This is a genomic window from Caulobacter sp. 73W, assembly GCF_041021955.1.
Lineage (GTDB): Bacteria > Pseudomonadota > Alphaproteobacteria > Caulobacterales > Caulobacteraceae > Caulobacter.
Genome location: NZ_CP158375.1, coordinates 3,763,313 through 3,782,477, shown reverse-complemented (window position 1 = coordinate 3,782,477; position 19,165 = coordinate 3,763,313). Strand labels below are relative to the sequence as shown.

At 68.2% G+C, this 19,165-nt stretch carries 18 protein-coding genes; 9 read left to right on the top strand and 9 right to left on the bottom strand.

The window, feature by feature from the left end; translation table 11 throughout:
• Positions 1-4: 4 nt before the first annotated feature.
• The 3 genes from ABOZ73_RS18055 to folK form a co-directional block, all read right to left on the bottom strand.
• On the bottom strand, positions 5-2,077 hold the full coding sequence (locus ABOZ73_RS18055) for a bifunctional (p)ppGpp synthetase/guanosine-3',5'-bis(diphosphate) 3'-pyrophosphohydrolase (RefSeq protein WP_369062575.1): 2,073 nt from the start codon (positions 2,075-2,077) through the stop codon (positions 5-7).
• Between the two features lie 218 nt (positions 2,078-2,295).
• Complete coding sequence (rpoZ, locus tag ABOZ73_RS18050) at positions 2,296-2,655, bottom strand: DNA-directed RNA polymerase subunit omega (protein WP_369059486.1); 360 nt, start codon at positions 2,653-2,655, stop codon at positions 2,296-2,298.
• 84 nt (positions 2,656-2,739) lie between these two features.
• A complete protein-coding gene (gene folK, locus ABOZ73_RS18045) occupies positions 2,740-3,261 on the bottom strand; it encodes a 2-amino-4-hydroxy-6-hydroxymethyldihydropteridine diphosphokinase (RefSeq protein ID WP_369059485.1) in 522 nt (173 codons plus the stop codon).
• A gap of 11 nt (positions 3,262-3,272) precedes the next feature.
• Here folK and ABOZ73_RS18040 point away from each other — a divergent pair, with 11 nt between their 5' ends.
• Together ABOZ73_RS18040 and ABOZ73_RS18035 are read left to right on the top strand one after the other, a co-directional pair.
• Entirely contained in the window at positions 3,273-3,869 is a 597-nt protein-coding gene (locus ABOZ73_RS18040; protein WP_369059484.1) for an NYN domain-containing protein, read from the top strand.
• Positions 3,859-4,518, top strand: coding sequence for a uracil-DNA glycosylase (locus tag ABOZ73_RS18035; protein ID WP_369059483.1), 660 nt, complete (start codon positions 3,859-3,861; stop codon positions 4,516-4,518). The genes ABOZ73_RS18040 and ABOZ73_RS18035 overlap by 11 nt, the downstream gene beginning before the upstream one ends.
• 8 nt (positions 4,519-4,526) lie before the next feature.
• On the opposite strand, the gene smpB is transcribed toward ABOZ73_RS18035, so the two are convergent.
• Both smpB and dapA read right to left on the bottom strand, forming a co-directional pair.
• A complete protein-coding gene (gene smpB / locus ABOZ73_RS18030; RefSeq protein ID WP_369059482.1) occupies positions 4,527-4,982 on the bottom strand; it encodes an SsrA-binding protein SmpB in 456 nt (151 codons plus the stop codon).
• On the bottom strand, positions 4,982-5,866 hold the full coding sequence (gene dapA, locus ABOZ73_RS18025; RefSeq protein ID WP_369059481.1) for a 4-hydroxy-tetrahydrodipicolinate synthase: 885 nt from the start codon (positions 5,864-5,866) through the stop codon (positions 4,982-4,984). Before dapA ends, smpB begins: the two co-directional genes overlap by 1 nt.
• A gap of 152 nt (positions 5,867-6,018) precedes the next feature.
• Here dapA and ABOZ73_RS18020 point away from each other — a divergent pair, with 152 nt between their 5' ends.
• Positions 6,019-8,076, top strand: a complete 2,058-nt coding sequence (locus ABOZ73_RS18020) for a transglycosylase SLT domain-containing protein (RefSeq protein ID WP_369059480.1) — start codon at positions 6,019-6,021, stop codon at positions 8,074-8,076.
• Here ABOZ73_RS18020 and ABOZ73_RS18015 read toward each other — a convergent pair.
• Positions 8,066-8,701 (bottom strand): TetR/AcrR family transcriptional regulator, encoded by a 636-nt coding sequence (locus ABOZ73_RS18015; RefSeq protein WP_369059479.1) that lies wholly within the window; start codon positions 8,699-8,701, stop codon positions 8,066-8,068. The two genes, ABOZ73_RS18020 and ABOZ73_RS18015, sit on opposite strands and share 11 nt — an antisense overlap.
• A gap of 203 nt (positions 8,702-8,904) precedes the next feature.
• On the opposite strand from ABOZ73_RS18015, the gene ABOZ73_RS18010 reads away from it, so the two are divergent.
• Complete coding sequence (locus ABOZ73_RS18010; RefSeq protein WP_369059478.1) at positions 8,905-9,765, top strand: class I SAM-dependent methyltransferase; 861 nt, start codon at positions 8,905-8,907, stop codon at positions 9,763-9,765.
• Positions 9,762-10,550, top strand: a complete 789-nt coding sequence (locus tag ABOZ73_RS18005; RefSeq protein ID WP_369059477.1) for a TrmH family RNA methyltransferase — start codon at positions 9,762-9,764, stop codon at positions 10,548-10,550. Before ABOZ73_RS18010 ends, ABOZ73_RS18005 begins: the two co-directional genes overlap by 4 nt.
• Before the next feature lie 53 nt (positions 10,551-10,603).
• On the opposite strand, the gene ABOZ73_RS18000 is transcribed toward ABOZ73_RS18005, so the two are convergent.
• Positions 10,604-11,194, bottom strand: a complete 591-nt coding sequence (locus ABOZ73_RS18000; protein WP_369059476.1) for an FMN-dependent NADH-azoreductase — start codon at positions 11,192-11,194, stop codon at positions 10,604-10,606.
• Between the two features lie 213 nt (positions 11,195-11,407).
• On the opposite strand from ABOZ73_RS18000, the gene ABOZ73_RS17995 reads away from it, so the two are divergent.
• Positions 11,408-11,785, top strand: coding sequence for a winged helix-turn-helix transcriptional regulator (locus ABOZ73_RS17995; RefSeq protein ID WP_369059475.1), 378 nt, complete (start codon positions 11,408-11,410; stop codon positions 11,783-11,785).
• 447 nt (positions 11,786-12,232) lie between these two features.
• Here the strand turns inward: ABOZ73_RS17995 and ABOZ73_RS17990 are convergent, their stop codons facing one another.
• Positions 12,233-12,850 carry a winged helix-turn-helix domain-containing protein gene (locus tag ABOZ73_RS17990; RefSeq protein ID WP_369059474.1) on the bottom strand — a complete coding sequence of 206 codons (618 nt, stop codon included), beginning with the start codon at positions 12,848-12,850 and terminating at the stop codon, positions 12,233-12,235.
• 40 nt (positions 12,851-12,890) lie between these two features.
• On the opposite strand from ABOZ73_RS17990, the gene ABOZ73_RS17985 reads away from it, so the two are divergent.
• Positions 12,891-14,228: a S41 family peptidase gene (locus ABOZ73_RS17985; protein WP_369059473.1), complete on the top strand. Its 1,338-nt coding sequence runs from the start codon at positions 12,891-12,893 to the stop codon at positions 14,226-14,228.
• Between the two features lie 9 nt (positions 14,229-14,237).
• Here ABOZ73_RS17985 and hrpB read toward each other — a convergent pair whose 3' ends face one another.
• Positions 14,238-16,679, bottom strand: a complete 2,442-nt coding sequence (gene hrpB, locus ABOZ73_RS17980; RefSeq protein ID WP_369059472.1) for an ATP-dependent helicase HrpB — start codon at positions 16,677-16,679, stop codon at positions 14,238-14,240.
• Positions 16,680-16,849: 170 nt separating this feature from the next.
• Between hrpB and ABOZ73_RS17975 the strand changes: the two genes are divergently transcribed.
• Together ABOZ73_RS17975 and ABOZ73_RS17970 are read left to right on the top strand one after the other, a co-directional pair.
• On the top strand, positions 16,850-18,388 hold the full coding sequence (locus tag ABOZ73_RS17975) for an amino acid permease (RefSeq protein ID WP_369059471.1): 1,539 nt from the start codon (positions 16,850-16,852) through the stop codon (positions 18,386-18,388).
• A gap of 84 nt (positions 18,389-18,472) precedes the next feature.
• Positions 18,473-19,141 carry an MBL fold metallo-hydrolase gene (locus ABOZ73_RS17970; RefSeq protein ID WP_369059470.1) on the top strand — a complete coding sequence of 223 codons (669 nt, stop codon included), beginning with the start codon at positions 18,473-18,475 and terminating at the stop codon, positions 19,139-19,141.
• Positions 19,142-19,165 lie beyond the last annotated feature (24 nt).

The window sequence follows — 19,165 nt, the reverse complement described above, 5'->3', positions numbered from 1 at the left end:
TCGCTTAACCTCTGGCCCGCTCGACCGTCTCGACGTTCGGGCAGGCCCGAAGCGCGGCGGCGATGTGGGTCAGGTGCTTGGCGTCCTTGACCTCGACGTCCATGACCACGTCGAAGAACTCCGAATGGCGATGGTTCATCACCAGGCCGACGATGTTGCCGCCCGCCTCGCCGACGATGGTGCAGGCCTGGCCCAGCACGCCCGGCGCATCGGTGATGGTGGCGTGAAGGCGGGCCTGGGAGATCGTCTCGCGCTCGGCTTCCGAGGTCCAGCTAAGGTCACGCCACAGGTCTTCGCGATCCTCGAACTCGGCCAGACGCTTGCAGTCGATGGTGTGGACCACCACGCCCTTTTCCGGCTCGACGATGCCGACGATGCGGTCGCCCGGCACCGGGTTGCAGCATGTGCCGAAGTGCAGGCTGATACCTGGCGTCAGACCGCTGCCGCGGACATAGGCGCGGGCGGCGGCGCCGTCCTCGATCCGCTTGCCGGCGGTGGGGGTCTTCTCGCTGTCCTTCAGGCCGGGGAACAGCACCTCCAGCACCTGGTTGGCGGTGATGCGGCCACGGCCGACGGCGTCGTACAGGTCATCCTCGGCGGGGACGGCGAACCGCTCCAGCACCGGGCGCAGGGAGACGCCCGAGCGCTTCTTGCCGGCGCGCTCGAAGCCCTGGTCGATGGCCGTGCGGCCCAGACGCAGGAATTCTTCCTTCTCGGTCTGGCGGATGTGGCGGCGGATGGCCGAGCGAGCCCGGCCCGTCACGGTCAGAGAGCGCCAATCCGGCGGCACCACCGGCTTTGAGCCGCGCACCACCTCGACCACGTCGCCGTTGTTCAGCACCGTGCGCATCGGCTTCAGCTCGCCGTTGACCTTCACCCCGATGCAGGTGTCGCCCACGTCGGTGTGGACGGCATAGGCGAAGTCGAGCGGCATGGCCCCGCGCGGCAGGCTGACCAGCTTGCCCTTGGGCGTGAAGACGAACACCTGGTCGAGGAACATCTCGAGCTTGGCGTGCTCGATCAGGTCCTCGGCGTCGCCGCCATGCTCCAGCACCTGGACCAACTGGCGCAGGTTGGCCAGCGGATCGCGGCCGCCGTCCTGCTCCATGGCCTCGGCGTCGAAGCCGTACGAGGTGTCCTTGTAGCGCCAATGGGCGGCCACGCCCTCTTCGGCCACGCGGTCCATGGAGGCGGTGCGGATCTGCATCTCGATGCGCATGCCCTTCGATCCCACCACCGTGGTGTGGATCGAGCGGTAGTTGTTCCGCTTGGGCGTGGAGATGTAGTCCTTGAACCGCTCCGGCACCGACGGCCAGGCGCGGTGCACCACGCCCAGGGCGCGGTAGCAGTCGTCCGTCGTGTCGACGATGACACGGAAGGCGTAGATGTCCGACAACTGGGCGAAGCCGACCGACTTTCGCTGCAGCTTGCGCCAGATCGAATAGGGCTGCTTTTCGCGGCCATAGACCCGGGCCGGGATGCCGGCGCCGTCCAGGCGGGCGGCGATGGCCTGGCTGACCAGCGAGGTCGCCCCGCCCTGTTCGTCGCGCAGCACCTCCAGGCGGCGGATGATCGCGTTCCGCGCCACCGGGTTCAGATGCTCGAAGGACAGCTCCTCCAGCTCGGTGCAGATGCGGTGCACGCCGATGCTGCGGGCCAGGGGGGCGTAGATGTCCAGGGTCTCGCGGGCGATCCGCTCGCGCTTGGCCGGGCTCTTGATGAAGTGCAGCGTCCGCATGTTGTGCAGACGGTCGGCCAGTTTGACCATCAGGACGCGCACGTCCTTGGAGATGGCCAGAATGAACTTGCGCAGGTTCTCGGCCTGGCGAAGGTGCTCGGCCTGCAGCTCCAGCTTGGAAAGCTTGGTGACGCCCTCGACCAGCTCGCCGACCTCGGGCCCGAACAGGGTCTCGATGTCCTCGCGGGTGACGGCGGTGTCCTCGATCACGTCATGCAGCAGCGCGGTGACGATGCTGGCCGTGTCGAGGCGGTATTCGGTGAGGATGCCCGCAACCTCGATGGGGTGGGCGTAGTACGGGTCGCCGGAGGCCCGGGTCTGCGAGCCATGCATGCGCATGGCGTAGACATAGGCGCGGTTCAGCAACGCCTCGTCGGCGGTCGGGTCATAGGATAGGACCCGTTCGATCAGTTCGTACTGGCGAAGGAACTTGGGCCGCACGGCCTTCTTCGAATCGACTGAAGCCGGCGCTTGTCCGGCTTCCGCTTGTCGCGTGTTCGGAGGTGGGGCGGCCGGCTCGGCCGCCTCTAGAATGAGAGGTTCTGAGCCTTCGGGGCTCAGTACCGCTCCTCCTGGCCGCCGTCCCGGTCGCTTTGCAGGGCGCGGACCAGTTCGGCCTCGCTCATCTGCTGGTGCGTCGGGTCGGCCAGCAGGGCGAGGGTTTCGGCCTCTTCCTCGGCTTCCGAGTGCTCATCGACGCGCTGCAGCGTGCCGATCAGGTTTTCCTTCAGGCCTTCGGCGTCGACGACGTCGTCGGCGATCTCGCGCAGGGCGCAGACCGGGTTCTTGTCGTTGTCGCGGTCGATCATCAGCGCCGCACCAGCGGAGATGGCGCGCGCGCGGTGGGCCGCCAGCAGCACGAGGCTGAAGCGGTTGGGAACCTTCTCGACGCAATCTTCGACGGTGACGCGGGCCATGGAGTCCTCGGAACGGGAATAGAACGAGCTAAAATATAGAGGCGCGGCTGTTTGTTCAACCTCGCCGGCAATGTCAAGGGCCGCTCAGATCGGCTTTGCGTCGCGGCCGACCGTCGCAGAGCCCGCCAGAACGGCGGCGGACCCGCCTGATATGGGGTGCCGCCAGCCCGGCGCCACCTGCGACAGGGGTCCCATGACGAACAGGCGATCATGAGCCCGGGGGTGCGGCAAGGTCAGGTCGGCGGTGTCGATCACCGCCCGCCCGAAGGCGATCAGGTCCAGGTCCAGGGTGCGCGGCGCGTTAGCCTCGCCCCGCTGTCGCCCGAAGGCGTTCTCCAAGCCCTGCAAGGCGCGGTGGGTCTCACGGGGGTCCAGGCTGGTGCGCACCAGGACCACGCCATTCACGTAAGGGGGCTTGGAGGGATCGGGCCAGGCGGCCGAGCGCCACCATCCCGAACGAGCGACGGTCGTCAGACCGTGGTCGGCGAACCGCTCCAGCGCCGCCTCCAGCAGGTCGACGCAGGAGGCGAACGGCCCTGGCAGGTCGCTGCCCAGAGCGACGATGACGGCGTCGTCCAGATCGGTATGTTCAGCGGATTGATTCACTGGATTTGATCGTGACCTTTTATCCCACCGACCGGCTCGCCCTGTTCATCGACGGGGCGAACTTCTACTCGGCCAGCAAGGCCCTCGGCTTCGACATCGACTACAAGAAGCTGCTGACGGAGTTCAGTCGCCGGGGCGTCCTGATCCGCGCCTATTACTACACCGCCATCGCCGAGAACGACGACTATTCGCCGATCCGCCCGCTGGTCGACTGGCTCGACTACAACGGCTTCACCATGGTGACCAAGTCGGCCAAGGAATACACCGACGCCCAGGGCCGCAAGCGCTGGCGCGGCAGCATGGATGTGGAGCTGACCGTCGACATGCTGGGCATGGCCGACCACGCCGACCACCTGGTGCTGTTCAGCGGCAACGGCGACTTCCGCGCCATGATCGAGGCGGTGCAGCGCAAGGGCAAGCGGGTGACCGTCGTCTCGACCATGAAGTCCCAACCGCCCATGGCGTCGGATGACCTGCGCCGCCAGGCCGACACCTTCGTGGAGCTGGCCGATCTGGCCGACATGGTGGGTCGCCCGGCGCGCAGCCCCCTGCCCCGCTTCGTCACCGAAGGCCGCGCGCCCGAGCGGGACGCCGACGATGAATATTGAGACCCAGGTCGCGTCCTGGGGCGCCGAGCCGCCCCGCGACTGCCCGCTGTGCCCGCGCCTCGTCGCCTATCGCATGGAGAACCGGGCCCAGCATCCAGACTGGTGGAACGGCCCCGCGCCGTCTTTCGGGGACACCAATGGCCGCCTGCTAGTGGCGGGCCTGGCCCCCGGCCGCATGGGCGCCAACCGCACCGCGCGCCCCTTCACCGGCGACCACGCCGGCTGGCTGCTGTACGAGACCCTGCTGAAGCTGGGCTTCGCTAAGGGCAAGTACGAGGCGCGGCCGGACGACGGCCTTGAGCTGATCGACTGCATGGTCTCCAACGCCGTGCGCTGCGCCCCGCCGGGGAACAAGCCGGAGACCTCGGAAGAGAACACCTGCCGCCAGTTCCTCACCAAACGGCTGGTGGGCATGCCGAACCTGAAGGTGATCGTCACCCTAGGCGACGTGTCACGGCGCAATGTGCTGAAAGCGCTGGGCTACAAGGCGTCGGCCGGCGCGCCGGGCCATGGCTCGATCTTCGACGCGGGACCGATCCGGCTGATCAACAGCTATCACTGCTCGCGGCTGAACACGAACACCGGCCGCCTGACCCCGGCGATGTTCGAGGACATCTTCCGACAGGCCAAGGCGCACATCGAGAGCTGAGGGGGCGCCTAGCCCTTGTCGCGGAGCAGGCGGGCCTTGTCGCGGGCCCAGTCGCGCTCGGCGGAGGTCTCGCGCTTGTCGTGCAGCTTCTTGCCCTTGGCGATCGACAGCTCGAGCTTGGCCAGGCCCTTGTCGTTCCAATAGAGCCGCGTCGGGATGATCGTGCGGCCGTCGCGCTGGACCGCGCCGATCAGCTTGTCGATCTGCTTGCGGTGAAGCAGCAGCTTACGCGGTCGGCGCGGCTCGTGGTTGAAACGGTTGGCGTGACCGTACGGCGGGATGTCCGCATTGATCAGGACGATCTCCCGGCCTTCCACCGACGCGTAGGACTCGGCGATGTTGGCCCGCCCCGTGCGCAGCGACTTCACCTCTGTCCCGGTCAGGGCGAGGCCCGCCTCGAAGGTGTCCTCGAGGAAGTAGTCGAAGCGCGCGCGGCGGTTTTCAGCGATCGTCGGGCCGGCCATCAGAGGACGCCGGCCTCGCGCATGGCTTCCAGGATCTGCGGCTTGACGGCGTCGTTGCAGGGGGCGAGCGGCAGGCGCACGTCCTCGCTGCACAGGCCAAGCTGCGACAGGCCGAACTTGGTCGGCGCCGGCGATGAATCCAGGAACAGCGCCTTGTGCAGGCGGATCAGGCGGTCCTGCCAGTAGCGGGCCGTCTCGTAGTCGCCGGCCATGGCGGCGTTGAAGAAAGTGGCCATGGCTTCCGGGGCGACGTTCGACGTCACCGAGATGCAGCCGTGGCCGCCGTGGGCGACATAGCCCAGGGCCGTGGGATCGTCGCCCGACAGCAGGACCCAGTCATCGCCGCAGGTGATGCGCTGGTGGCTGATGCGGGTCAGGTCGCCAGTGGCGTCCTTGATGCCGATGATGTTGGGCAGCTTGGACAGGCGAACTAGGGTGTCATTGGCGAGATCGGCCCCGGTGCGACCCGGCACATTGTACACCACCAGCGGAATCTGCACGGCGTTGGCCACCGCCTCGTAGTGGCGGAACAGGCCTTCCTGGCTGGGACGGTTGTAGTACGGCGTCACCATCAGGGCGGCGTCCGCGCCGATGGTTTTGGCGTGGCGAGCCAGCTCGATCGCCTCATCCGTGGCGTTGGAGCCGGCGCCCGCGATGACCGGCACGCGGCCGGCGGCGGTCTTCACGCAAAGCTCGACCACGCGGCGGTGCTCGTCGTGGCTGAGGGTCGAGGTCTCGCCCGTGGTGCCGACCGGAACCAGGCCGTGCACGCCCGCCGCGATCTGGCGCTCGACCAGTTTGACGAAGGCGTCCTCGTCGACAGAGCCGCCGCTGAACGGGGTGATGAGGGCGGTGATGACGCCCTTGAAGGGGATGTGGACCATATCTTGCAGGATTTTCGAGCAAATTGCCGTGAGTTGGCGGCGGCTACGCTTGCGACCGCCTTTTGTGGCGCGGACAATATGTCTGCGGACGGGGGCGCGGCAACAGCCGTCCGGCAGGTTTTGAACTGGAGTATGTCGGCTTGGCTTCCTTGTTGCGTAGAATCCTTGTGGCGACGGGCGCTGTGGTGCTCGTGAACGGCGTCGCGGACGCCCAGACGGCGATGACCGCCGCCCAACAGACGCCGACTGATTCGACGCCGTCTTACGCCGCTCCCTCTCCGACAGACGCCGCCCTGCTGAAATCGGCGCTCGACGCTTTGCGCCGTGGCGACACCGCCACCCTGCGTAGCGCGCGAGTGGCCGCTCAGGATCCGCTGACCCGCAAGATCATCACCTGGGCCCTGGCCGACGCCGCGCCGGAGCAGCTGGGCTTCTACGAGCTGGACAACGCCCGACGCGACCTGGACGGCTGGCCGCGGGCCGCCAAGCGCCAGAGCGCGGCTGAAAAGCTGTTGGGCACCGCCGGCCTCGATCCGGCCCGCACCATCGCCTGGTTCGGCGGCGCCGAGCCGACTACGGCCCAGGGCGCCATCACCCTGGCCAACGCCTATCGCGCCCAGGGCCGTCAGGCCGAGGCGACGACGCTGATCAAGCGCTTTTGGCGAGAGCGGGTGTTCGAGGCCGACGCCCAGCGCAGCATGCTGGCCCAGTTCAGCGACGTGCTGACCATGGACGACCACATCCGCCGGGCCGACATTCTGCTCTATGGCCAGCAGGGCCCTGCGACGCGCGACATGATCGCCATGCTGCCGGCGTCCGAGCAGGCCGCGGCGGCGGTGCGCATCGCCTTCCGCAACGGGGCGTCGAACGCCAACGACCTGCTGGCGACCCTGACGCCTGAGCAGCAGACCCAGCCGGGCGTCGCCTTCGAGCGGGCCGCCTTCCTGCGCAAGAAAGGTCTGGATCAGGCCGCCCTGGGCCTCGTCCGCTATTTCCCGATTCCGCCGACCGCCGAGGCAGAGAGCCGCGTTTGGACCGAACGCAAGATGCTGATCGTCTCGTCTCTGCGTAACGGCGACGCGAGCGGCGCCTATAATGCGGCCGCCAACGCCGGCCTGAGCGACGGCGCTGATGCGGCCGAGGCCGAATTCTACGCTGGCTGGCTGGCGCTTACGCGCCTCAAAAACCCCGAATTGGCTGGCCGTCACTTCGCCCAGATCACCGGTATCGGCCAGTCGCCGATCACCCGTTCTCGCGGGTTCTACTGGCAGGGCCGCGCCGCCGAGGCCGCGGGCGACATGATCGGCGCCCAGTCGGCCTACGGCGAGGGCGCGCAATACCAGACCGCCTTCTACGGCCAGCTGGCCGCCGAGCGCGCGGGGCTTCAGCAGCTGGTCCTGGGCAAGGACCCGATCCCCACCGCCGCCGACAAGGCCCGGTTCGAAAGCCGTGAACTGGTTCGCGCCGCGCGCCTGATGCTGTCGGCCGGCGCGCGCGACAGCTTCCGGGGCTTCGTCCTCTATATCGACGACATCCTGCCCAACGCCGAGGAAAGCGCCCTGCTCGTCGATATGGCCCGCGCCACCGGCGACCAGGACCTGGCCATGCGGGCCGCCCGCGCAGCGGCCCAGCGCGGCTTCACCCTGCCCGAGCGCGGCTATCCGATCATCAGCCTGCCCGAACTGCCGGCGGGTTCGGCGGAGAACGCCTTCGTCTTCTCCATCGCCCGGCAGGAGAGCAACTTCGACACCTCGGCCGTCTCGGCGCCGGGGGCGCGGGGCCTGATGCAGCTGATGCCGGGGACGGCGTCGGACACGGCCCGCAAGCTGGGCGAGAGCTATTCCCTGCAACGCCTGCACGAGGCGGAGTACAACCTGCGCCTGGGCTCGCGCTATCTGGGCCAAATGGTGGACCGGTTCAGCGGCAGCTACATCATGGCGGCAGCCGCCTATAACGCCGGTCCGGGCCGACCGCCCCAGTGGGTGGCGTTCTGCGGCGACCCCCGCGGCGGATCCGTCGATCCGCTCGACTTCATCGAGTGCATCCCCTTTAGCGAGACGCGCAACTACGTGATGCGGACGCTGGAGACGATGCAGGTCTATCGCGCTCGCCTGAACGGCGGCACGGCGCCGCTGATGCTGTCGTCAGACCTGAAACGAGGCGGCTACAGCTACACCGCGGCCGCCACGACGGCCTCAGCTAGTCAGTGACGAGGCCGTAGAGCAGGCCGTCGAGCATGACCTTCATCAGGTCGTCGGGGCTGGACCAGTCACGATCAGGCTTGGTGATCATCAGCGAGACCAGGCCGTGGCAGGCGGCCCACAGGGTCTCGGCCGCCGTCTCGGCGGTGCCGGTGCGCAGGCGGCCCTGGGCGGCGACTTCCTTGATGACCCCCAGGTATTTCTCAAAGCAGCGGTCGCCCAGCTCCAGAACGGCCCCGGCCTTGTCCTCGCCGATCCCGCGCGAGGGCGAGCAGAACACCAGCTCGTAGGCGTTCGGGTTGTCGAAGGCGAAGCGCATATAGGCCTCAAGCATGCGGCGCACGCGAGCGACCGCGTCGATCGGCTCGGCGGCGATCTGGCTGTTGATCTCCAGCAGGCGCGAGATCGCGCAATCGCTGATCTCCAGCAGGATCTCGTCCTTGTCACGGAAGTGCATGTAGAGCGCGGTGGAGGAGACCCCCACCTCGTCGGCGATCTTGCGGATCGTGGCGCCGTGATAGCCCTCGGCCACGAAGATGCGCTCTGCGGCGTTGAGGATTTCGCCCCGGCGCATATGTCCGTCGCCCTTGGCCTTGCGGGCTGATTTTTGCGGCTTCTTCAAGATGGCGGTCACAACGATCCCCGCAACGTCATAGGTCGGCCACTTAACAGGGAATCTACCCGCGTTCGCAAGAACAGCCGCCACGGGCGCTACGCGCTCAAGGTCGCATCCGCGTTGAACCAGGGCGCGCGGAGGGTGGACGTCCCCTCCCCGCAGCGCGTATCAGCCGACAGATGGACAGCCAAAAACCCGCGGTGGCGGACACGCCCCTTGTCATGCGCACGACCGCCTGGAGCGACTACGCCCTCATCGACAGCGGCGACGGACGCAAGCTGGAGCGCTACGGCAAGTACACGGTCGTGCGGCCCGAGCCGCAGTGCCTGTGGCGGCCGCGTCTTGAAGCGGCGGTGTGGGACAGCGCCGACGCGGTATTTGATCCTTCCGACGAGGAAGAAGCCGGCCGCTGGCGCTTCTCCAACCCGCCCGCCGAGACCTGGCCCCTGGGCTGGGGCGATGTGCGCTTCCACGGCCGCTTCACCAATTTTCGCCACCTGGCCTTCTTCCCCGAGCAGGCGGCCAACTGGGCGTGGATGGATGAGCGGATCCGCGCCGCCAAGCGGCCGCTGAAGGTGCTGAACCTGTTCGGCTATACCGGCGTGGCGTCCCTGGTCTGCGCGGCGGCGGGGGCCGAGGTCACGCACGTGGACGCCTCCAAGAAGGCCATCGGCTGGGCCCGTGAGAACGCCGCCCTGTCCAAGATGGAGGACAAGCCGATCCGCTGGATCTGCGAGGACGCGCGCAAGTTCGTCCAGCGCGAGGTCCGGCGCGGCAATCGCTATGACGGCATCATCCTGGACCCGCCGAAATTCGGCCGCGGCCCCAACAACGAGGTCTGGCGCCTGTTCGAGGGCCTGCCGGAGTTCGCCGGCCTGTGCGCCGAGCTGCTGTCGCCGGACGCCAATTTCCTGATCCTCAACGCCTATGCCGCGCGGATCAGCGGCGCGGCCCTGTCGGGTCTGCTGGCCGAGCAGCTGGCGGGTCGTCCCGGCCGCATCGACTGGGGGGAGCTTGCCCTGGTGGAGGAAGCTGAGGACCGTCAGATCGGCCTGTCGTTCTTTGCGAGGTACGCGTCGTGAACCCCAAGGTCGTCACCTCCGTCACCAACGCTACGGTCAAGGCCGTCCGCGCCCTGCATATGCGCAAGGAGCGTGAGGAGACCGGCCTCTTCTTGGCCGAGGGGCTGAAGATCATCATTGAGGCGGTGGACTTGGGCCACGCCCCGCGCATCCTGCTGTTCGGGCGGGACGCCGCCGATCACCCGATGCTGCAAAAGGCCGCCGACGCCACGCGCAAGGCCGGCGGCGAGGTGATCGAGGTCAACCGCGAGATCCTGGAAAAGGTCAGCCGCCGCGACAATCCGCAGGCGGTGGTGGCGGTGTTCAAGCAGACCTTCGCCGAGCTGGACGCGCTGGAGCCCCAGAGCGCGCCCTGCTGGGTGGCGCTGCAGGCGGTGCGTGATCCGGGCAATCTGGGCACCATCGTGCGTACGGCGGACGCCGCCGGCTGCGGCGGGGTGATCCTGGTGGGCGACTGCTGCGACCCCTTCTCGGTCGAGGCGGTGCGGGCGACCATGGGCTCGATCTTCGCGGTGAAGATCGCCAAGGCGAGCATCGAGCAGTTCCTGGCTTTCCGCGAGACCTGGCCGGGGTCGGTGGTTGGCACCCTGCTGACCGCGCAGGTCGATCACCGGACGGCTGAGTACCGCAAGCCGTCCCTGATCTTGATGGGCAACGAACAGCAGGGCCTGCCGCCCGAGCTGGCCGCCGCCTGCGACGTGAACGTGAAAATCCCCATGCGCGGGCGGGCTGACAGCCTGAACCTGTCGGTGGCGACGGGGATCATGATCTACGCCGCCACCTAGGCTCAGGTCTCCAAAGTCTGTCGTCGAGGAGATGACGACCGGCGCGGCGGAGACTAGGCCGCGCGCTTCAGTTCCGTGACCGAGGCCAGGGCGGAAGCAATGCCCTGCTCACGCTGTTCAGGGCCGACGGCGATGCCCTCGGCGCGGACGAACTCCACGTCGTGGATGCCGATGAAGCCGAAGATCGCCTTCAGGTAGGGCTCCTGGAAATCCATGCCGGCGGCCGGCTGACCGTCGCCGTAGTAGCCGCCCTTGGACAGGGCGACGATGATCCGCTTGCCGCCGGCCAGGCCTTCGACGCCGTTGGGGCCGTAGCGGAAGGTCTTGCCCGCCACGAGGATGCGGTCGAGCCACGCCTTCAGCTGGCTGGAGATGGCGAAGTTGTACATCGGGGCGCCGATGACCACCGTGTCGGCGGCCAGGAATTGCTCCAGCGCCAGGGCGCCGGCGTCGAGTTCGGCCTGCGGGGCGACGCCGCCCAGATGCGCGCCGCTGAGGTGCGGCAGCGGATCGGCGGCGAGGTCGCGATAAACCACCTGGGTCGCCGGCGCGTCGTTGGTGATCGCGGTGGCGACCGCGGCGGAGACCTGACGGCTGACGGAATTGTCGCCCAGGATCGAGGAGTCGATATGCAGCAGAGTCATTGGAGAACCTTCCTTTTGATCGGATCGGTAACCGAGCCTGCTGCCGATTAAGGGCGCCTCCTTTCACCCCACAAGAACGCACAAATCTGGTGCTGGGGCACAGGTTTGAGCCCCAGTCACATGGATGTGCCCGCCTGGCGTCGAGCCAAACCCTTGAGTAGGCTGGATTTGTTCCTAAGTTACTTTTCCCGCCTGTCCGAAAAGCCGCGTTCCATGACGACAAACAATCTTTCCTATTCCCCCTCCGCCTGCCGCCCGGTGACCGACGTCCTGTCCCTGATCGGCGACAAGTGGACGGTGCTGATCGTCATGCTGCTGGCCGACGGCCCGCGCCGGTTCAACGAGCTGAAGCGGATGGTGGACGGCATCTCGCAGCGCATGCTGACCTTGACTTTGCGCAACCTGGAGCGCGACGGACTGGTGACCCGCACGGTGTTCCCCACAGTGCCGCCGCGCGTGGAGTACGAGCTGACCGCCCTTGGGCAATCCCTGAAGGAGCCGGTCGCCGCCCTGGGCCAATGGGCGCACGCCAACCAGGCGCAGATGGACTTGGCGCGGGCGGAGTTCGACCGGAAGGCGGACGCCGCTTAGGTTCCGGGGCCTCCTTCTCCCTCGATGGGAGAGGTGGACATGGCTCCGCGCTCTCTCGGGCCAGTACCCGAAAGGTTGGAAGGGCGGCGGAGCGTCCGGGGCTTCGCCCGGGGCGATTGGATAGCGAATACCGTTTCGACGAAGTGGGATGCTCCGCGCGATCGTTGTACCAGCGGGGGAGCGCACGGACGTCTTAGGCCCTTCACTCCCGGCGGCCCCTGGACGGGCGGAGGCGCGACGACGCCGTCCGATGGATGACCTTACGTCCCTCATCCTCACCCCAACGGCCTCTCGACCGCCGACGATTACCCGCTCGACCACAGCCCGCCGCCCTTCGGATCGCCGGCCTAGCCCTCCCATGCGACGGGGTGGGCAAAGAGTACGGGAGGTGTGTGAGGGAGTGGATCAGTTCGCCTTCTTCCTCGCCGGTTCACAGGAAAGGAAAGGTCACGTCCCACGACGCTTGGCGCGGACAACCAAAGGCGCGACGCAGAAGGAGACGCTCATCAGGCGATCTCGCCCAGGCGCGCGGGGTTGGCTTGTGATGGAGCTCAACCGCTCCAGAAGCGTCACAACCTCACTCAAATCGGCCTCGCTCAGCCAGCCCTTGTTGCGGGAAGCCCAAAGTTCTCGCCGCGTTCCTGCGACCGTGGGGTCGCAGGTCAGCGCAGCCTCGAAGTCCGAGTGGGCGATCTTCAGCATCGCCTGAGCGAACAGGGCCAGTTCGGCTGCATTGCCCTCCGGCCCCAGATCATAGGCCAGCCGCAGCGGTCCCTCTCCCGCCCCGGCCAAGCGGAACCTGCGCTCCTCCTGTTCTGAAGCCCTGACCTCTTCGACCAGCCCGCCGGCGACCAGCGCGCGCAGGTGATAGTAGAGCCCGTCCGCCGGTCGCCCCAGTTCATCAGCCAAGCTCGCGACACTGGCCTCCCCGCCCAAGGCGGACAGGGTATCGACGATCTCCTGGCGCGCCGGGGAACTGAGCAGCCGAACCTGGGCGGGGTCTCGAACCAATCGGTGGGTCATCGCCCCCTCGACTCTTGTTGAAATTTGATAGAAGTATTTCAACAAGAGTCGTGTGGCGCAAGACGCCGCGCCCAGGAGTTACATGAAATCCGCCCATCTCAAGCGGCTGCTGCCCGCCCTCGCTCTGAGCCTCTTGCTCACAGCCGGGAGTCAGGCCGAAAGCCCGCCGCTCATCGCACCAGAGGCTCTAAGGGCGGATCTGAGGCTGGCCACGCAGACGATCGAGGAGACGCATCCTGATCTGGCCCATTCCGTCGCGCCCCGCGATCTGCGCGCGGCGGCGGCGAAGATTGAACGCGACCTCGATCACCCCATGACCCAGGCCGAAGCGTGGGCGACGATGGCGCGGCTTAATCCGGTTATGGCGGATGGCCATGTGATGATCGGCCTGCCCGACTGGCGCGCGCAGAGCGTAAGCGCCCTAGCGAATGGGACGACCTATTTCCCATTCGAGGTCACCGTCGATGAGCTGGGTCGGCTGCGCATCGTCTCTGAACTCGGCGGAGCGCCAAGCGCCCTGGCCGGCAAGCGGATCGCGCGGATCAACGGCACAAGCGCCGATGAGGTCGCAAAACGCCTTCTGGGGCTGGCGCACGGCGACACGCCGCGCATGAGAGCCGCACTTGTCTCACAACGCTGGTGGCTATTCTACGCCAAGGTCTATGGAACCCCTGCCGGGTTCGATCTTCATCTGGAAGGCGGCCATGCAATGCGGATCGCCGCCAGTTCGCAGACACCTGTCATCTTGCGGCAGGACGCCGACTTCGATCGCCTTTTCCAGTGCGAGATCACACCGCGCGGCGCGGTTCTGACCATCAAGGCGTTCCAGTGGAGCGACAAGCAGCGGTTCCTGGCCTTCACCCAGACCTGCTTCGAGCAGGTCAAGGCGGCCGGTGCTGATCGTCTGGTGATCGACATTCGGGAGAATGGCGGCGGCGATGACGACTTTTGGAAAGACGGCGTCCTGCCGTACATCGCCACGCGCCCCTACAAGCACGGCTCAACCTATCTGGCGCGCGTCCTGGAGCCGCGCGCGCCCGGCCAGGTTAAGGGTCAGATCATTAGCGGCGCTATCGAGACAGCGACCACGCCGCCGGCGTCAGAACCGCTGCGTTTCGAGAGGGAAGTGGACGTCCTGATCGGCCCCCTCACCTACTCGTCAGCGGTCCTTTTCTCCAATGTCGTCCAAGACTACGGCTTCGGCGCGCTGTACGGCGCAGGCGAAGCGGTTCGCACGCGTCAGACGGGTGGGGTGAGAACCCTGAAACTGCCTGGGAGCGGCCTCATCGTGTCCTACCCGCGCTTCGTGTTGGACCGGCCTTCAGGCTCGGCGAAGCCGATCTATCTGACACCGGATCGGCCGTTGCCGAACGATCCGCTCCATCCGCGCGCCGCGATCGAGGCCCTGCTAAACCAATAGCGGACGCATCTATGTCCCGCGCGGCTTCGCTCTCGCCGTCGGCGCCGTGTTCGTCGGGTCGTCGGGCCAGACGTGGCGAGGGTAGCGGCCCTTCATCTCGCTTTTGACCGCCTTCCATGAACCAGCCCAGAAGCCGGGCAGGTTCTTGGTGATCTGGATCGGGCGGTGGGCTGGCGACAGCAGGGCCAGGGTCAGGGGCACGCGGCCGCCGCCGACGGCCGGATGGGTGGACAGGCCAAACAGCTCCTGCACCCGGACATCGACGCGGGGGCCGCCCTCGGCCGCATAGTCGATGCGGAAGTTGTTTCCGGTGGGCGCGGTCCAGCGGGACGGCGCGGCGGCGTCCATCCGGCGCTGCACGTCCCACGGGACCAGGGTCTTGAGAGCGTCGGCCAAGGCATGGTCGGACAGGTCGGACAGGGATGACTTGCCGGCCAGCAGCGGGGCGAGCCAGTCGTCGAGCTGTTCAACCAGGGCCGCGTCGGACAGGTCGGGCCAGGTCTCGTCCAGCGCCCGCAGGAAGGCGGCCTGGGCGCGGAAGGCGTCCGACGCCTCGCCGAATTTCAGGGCCGAGAGCCCCTCGCCCCGCACCTTGTCCATCAGGGCCTTGGCGATCATGGCGGGGTCGGGCTTCTCGATCAGCCGCTCCTCGACCACCAGCTTGCCCAGGCGCAGCAGACGGCGGGCGCGGACGCGGCCCTTGGCGTCGGGCTCCAGGCGGTCCTCGGCCACAAGCCGGTCGGCGAAGGCCTCGCGCAGGGCGGTCTCGTCCAGGGGCGCGGCGAGGAGGATGCGGTCGCGGGCGTCGCCGCCGCCCAGTTCGCCCACGGCCAGCCACTTCTCGCGCGCCAGGGCGTCGGTCGCCTCCAGATAGACGCCCCTGCCGTTGGCCAGCTGGAACTCGCCCGCCGGGCCGCGGGCGCGGGCGACGCGCTCGGGATAGGCCTCGGCCAACAGCAGGGCGTCGTCGAGGGGTTCGGCGCCGGAGGCCTTGCCGGCGGCCCTGGCCCAGCGCGCAGCCAGGGTCTTGGCGTCGCGGGCGCGGGGACCGTTGTCGCGGCCGACGGCTTCCAGGCGATGGCGCAGGTCCACGTCTCGGCCGCCGAGGGCCTGCTCGCTGAGCACGGCGGCGATCAGGGCGGCGCGGTCGGCCTGGCCCGAGGCGGCGGCCCGCAGGATCATGTGCGCCAGGCGCGGGGCCAGCGGCAGGTCGCCCAGGCGCTCCCCGTGCGACGTCAGGGCGCCGTCGTCGTCCAGGGCGTTCAGGCGGCGAAGCAGCGAGCGCGCCTCGTTGAAGGCGGCGGCGGGCGGGGCGTCGAGGAAGGTCAGGCCCTCGGGATTGCGCGCGCCCCAGCGGGCGAGGTCGAGGGCGAGGCTGGAGAGGTCGGCCTCCAGGATTTCCGGCCGGCCGAAGGCGGGCAAGGCGCGGGTCTCGGCCTCGTCCCACAGGCGGTAGCAGACGCCGGGCTCGGTACGGCCGGCGCGGCCCCGGCGCTGGTCGGCGGCGGCGCGGCTGACACGCACGGTGTCGAGGCGGGTCAGGCCGCTGGCGGGATCGAAGCGCGGCACGCGGGCCAGGCCGCAGTCGATGACCACGCGCACGCCCTGGATGGTCAGGGAGGTCTCGGCGATGGAGGTGGCCAGCACGACCTTGCGTCGCCCCGGCGCGGCGGGCGCGATGGCGCGGTCCTGCACGGCGGGATCGAGGGCGCCGTAGAGCGGCGCGACATCGACGTCGGGGCGGCGCAGGCGCTCCCTCAGCAGGGTCTCGACGCGGCGAATCTCGCCCTGCCCCGGCAGGAAGACGAGGGCGGAGCCGCCCTCCTCCTGCAGCGCGCGCTCCACGGCGCGGGCGACGCGCTCTTCGAGGCGCAGGCGATCGTCGCGGCCGAGATAGCGGGTCTCGACCGGAAACATCCGGCCCTCGCTCTCGACGATCGGCGCGTCGCCCAGGTGGGCGGCGATGCGGGCGCCGTCGAGAGTGGCGGACATCACCAGCACGCGCAGGTCGTCGCGCAGCAGGCCCTGTGAGTCGCGCGCCAGGGCGAGGCCGAGATCAGCATCCAGGCTGCGTTCGTGGAACTCGTCAAACAGCACGGCGGCGACGCCGTCCAGGCCAGGGTCGTCCAGAATCATCCGGGTGAAGACGCCCTCGGTCACCACCTCGATGCGGGTTCTGGCGCTGACCTTGGACTGCAGGCGCACCCGATAGCCGACGATCTCGCCCACCGGCTGCGACAAGCTCTGGGCCATGCGCTCGGCGGCGGCGCGGGCGGCGAGTCGCCTCGGCTCCAGCAGGATGATCTTGCCGTCGCCGACCCAGGGCTGGTCCAGAAGCGCCAAGGGGACGCGGGTGGTCTTGCCCGCTCCCGGGGGGGCGACCAGCACGGCGGCGCATGTATCGCGCAGCGTCGCCTGCAATCTCGGCAATACCTCTTCAATCGGAAGCATGCCCGCCCTGTAAACGGCCCCCGCCCCCACGCCAAGCGGGGCGCCGTCATGCTTGCCGCTTGACCGGGGGCGGGCAAGCCGCCACGGTCGCGCCAACCCTGAGCCCGCAGACGCGGGACGGACAATCACGAAGCGGCTCTGGGGGAGCCGTGGGGACCTCTGGAGGAAATATGTGGCGCGTTAAGCCGCTCGACGCGATTCTGGCGACCGCACAGAAGAAGTCGCTTCATCGCTCGCTGGGTCTGTTCCAGCTCACCCTGCTCGGCATCGGCGGGATCATCGGCACCGGCATCTTCGTGCTGACCGCCGAAGCGGCCCAAAAGGCCGGCCCGGGCATGCTGATCTCTTTCATCATCGCCGGTTTCGTCTGCGCGGTCGCCGCGCTCTGCTATTCCGAGCTCGCCTCGATGGTGCCGGTCTCCGGCTCCGCCTACACCTACTCCTACGCGGTCATGGGCGAATTCATCGCCTGGCTGGTGGGCTGGGCCCTGATCCTGGAATACGCCGTGGCCGCGAGCGCCGTGGCGGTGGGCTGGTCGGGCTATCTGGTCGGTCTGCTTGAGAACTCCATCGGCGTCGTCATACCCGCCGCCCTGGCCAACGGCCCCTATGCGGGCGGGATCATCAACCTGCCGGCGGTCGTCATCGCCGCCGCCGTGACCGGCCTGCTGGTCGTCGGCACCACCGAGAGCGCCACGGTCAACGCCGTCCTGGTCGCCATCAAGGTGACGGCCCTGACCCTGTTCATCGTGCTGGCCCTGCCGCTGATGAAGCAGGAGAACTTCGCCCCGTTCGCGCCGCTGGGCACGCCGGGGGTCATCGGGGCGGCAGCCTCGATCTTCTTCGCCTATGTGGGCTTCGACGCCGTCTCGACGGCCGCCGAAGAGACCAAGAACCCGCAGCGCAACGTCCCGCTGGCCCTGATCGGCTCGCTGGTCATCTGCACCATCTTCTACATCCTGGTCGCCAGCGGCGCGATCGGCGCCTATGGCGCTCAACCGCTGTTCGCCGCTGACGGCACGCACCTGGCTCCGGGCTCCCGCGCCCTGGCCGATCAGTGCGCCAGCATCGCCGCCGGCGCCCAGCAGCCGCTGGTCTGCTCTAAGGAAGCCCTGGCGCACGTCCTGCGCGAGATCGGCTATCCGTCGATCGGCAACCTGCTGGGCCTGGCCGCCTTCCTGGCCCTGCCCTCGGTCATCCTGATGATGGTCTACGGCCAGACCCGCCTGTTCTTCGTGATGTCGCGCGACGGCCTGCTGCCGGCCGTGCTGAGCAAGGTGCACCCGAAGTTCAAGACGCCGCACGTGGTGACCATGGTCACCGGCGTGGGCGTGATGGTCGCGGCGGCCTTCTTCCCGGTCGGCTCGCTGGCGGACATCTCGAACTCCGGCACGCTGTTCGCCTTCCTGGCGGTGTCGATCACGGTGGTCCTGCTGCGCATCCGCGAGCCGAACCGTCACCGTCCGTTCCGCGCTCCGCTGGTGTGGATCGTGGCCCCGGTGGCCGGCATCGGCTGCATCGTGCTGTTCATGTTCCTGCCGCCGGCCGCCAAGCTGGTGTTCCCGGTGTGGTCGGGCATCGGCCTGCTGCTGTACTTCGCGTACGGCTTCCGCAACAGCCATGTGGGCCGCGGCATCGTCGATGTTCCGGAAACGGACCCCGACGCCCCGCCGACCGAGGCGCAGGCCATCGGCGCGCCGAAGGACTAAACCTCCTTCCGCACGAGAGACTGGAGAGGCCCGGGTTCACGCCCGGGCCTTTTCTTTTGAGCGCATCACGCCATGTTGGGAGCCATGAGTTCCGAGCCCCCCATCCGCGCGGTCATCGCGCCGGTCACGCCGCTTCAGCAGAACTGCACCATCGTCTGGTGCTCCAAGACCAAGAAGGCGGCGATCATCGATCCCGGCGGCGAGGTCCCTCGCCTGCTGAAGGCGATCGAGGACCAGGGTCTGACCCTGGAGAAGATCTGGATCACCCACGGGCATCTGGATCATGCCGGCGGCGCGGCGACGCTGAAGCTGGAGACGGGCGTGCCGATCGAAGGGCCGCATCCGGATGATCAGTTCTGGATCGACGACATCACCACCAATGGCGAGCGCTGGGGCATGCCCGAGGCGCGGGCCTTCGTCCCCGACCGCTGGCTGGGCGACGGCGACGTGGTGACGGTGGGCGAGACCCAGTTCGAGGTGATCCACTGCCCGGGACATACGCCGGGCCACGTGATCTTCTTCCACCGCGAGGCGCGCTTCGCCCAGGTGGGCGACGTACTGTTCCAGGGCTCTATCGGGCGCACGGATTTCCCGCGCGGCAACCACGCCGACCTGATCGCCTCGATCACCCAGAAGCTGTGGCCCCTGGGCGACGACGTGCGGTTCGTCCCGGGCCACGGGCCGATGTCGACCTTCGGATCGGAGCGCCGGTCCAACCCTTACGTGGCCGATCGCGTGCTGGCGGGCGCTTGAGCCTTGGGGTTACCGCGCGTTGCG

Coding starts and splice junctions, on each gene's coding strand:
- ABOZ73_RS18055 (WP_369062575.1), bottom strand. CDS start 2,077: ATGCGCATGCATGGCTCGCAGACCCGGGCCTCCGGCGACCCGTACTAC.
- rpoZ (WP_369059486.1), bottom strand. CDS start 2,655: ATGGCCCGCGTCACCGTCGAAGATTGCGTCGAGAAGGTTCCCAACCGC.
- ABOZ73_RS18035 (WP_369059483.1), top strand. CDS start 3,859: ATGAATATTGAGACCCAGGTCGCGTCCTGGGGCGCCGAGCCGCCCCGC.
- smpB (WP_369059482.1), bottom strand. CDS start 4,982: ATGGCCGGCCCGACGATCGCTGAAAACCGCCGCGCGCGCTTCGACTAC.
- dapA (WP_369059481.1), bottom strand. CDS start 5,866: ATGGTCCACATCCCCTTCAAGGGCGTCATCACCGCCCTCATCACCCCG.
- ABOZ73_RS18010 (WP_369059478.1), top strand. CDS start 8,905: ATGCGCACGACCGCCTGGAGCGACTACGCCCTCATCGACAGCGGCGAC.
- ABOZ73_RS18000 (WP_369059476.1), bottom strand. CDS start 11,194: ATGACTCTGCTGCATATCGACTCCTCGATCCTGGGCGACAATTCCGTC.
- ABOZ73_RS17995 (WP_369059475.1), top strand. CDS start 11,408: ATGACGACAAACAATCTTTCCTATTCCCCCTCCGCCTGCCGCCCGGTG.
- ABOZ73_RS17985 (WP_369059473.1), top strand. CDS start 12,891: ATGAAATCCGCCCATCTCAAGCGGCTGCTGCCCGCCCTCGCTCTGAGC.
- hrpB (WP_369059472.1), bottom strand. CDS start 16,679: ATGCTTCCGATTGAAGAGGTATTGCCGAGATTGCAGGCGACGCTGCGC.
- ABOZ73_RS17975 (WP_369059471.1), top strand. CDS start 16,850: ATGTGGCGCGTTAAGCCGCTCGACGCGATTCTGGCGACCGCACAGAAG.
- ABOZ73_RS17970 (WP_369059470.1), top strand. CDS start 18,473: ATGAGTTCCGAGCCCCCCATCCGCGCGGTCATCGCGCCGGTCACGCCG.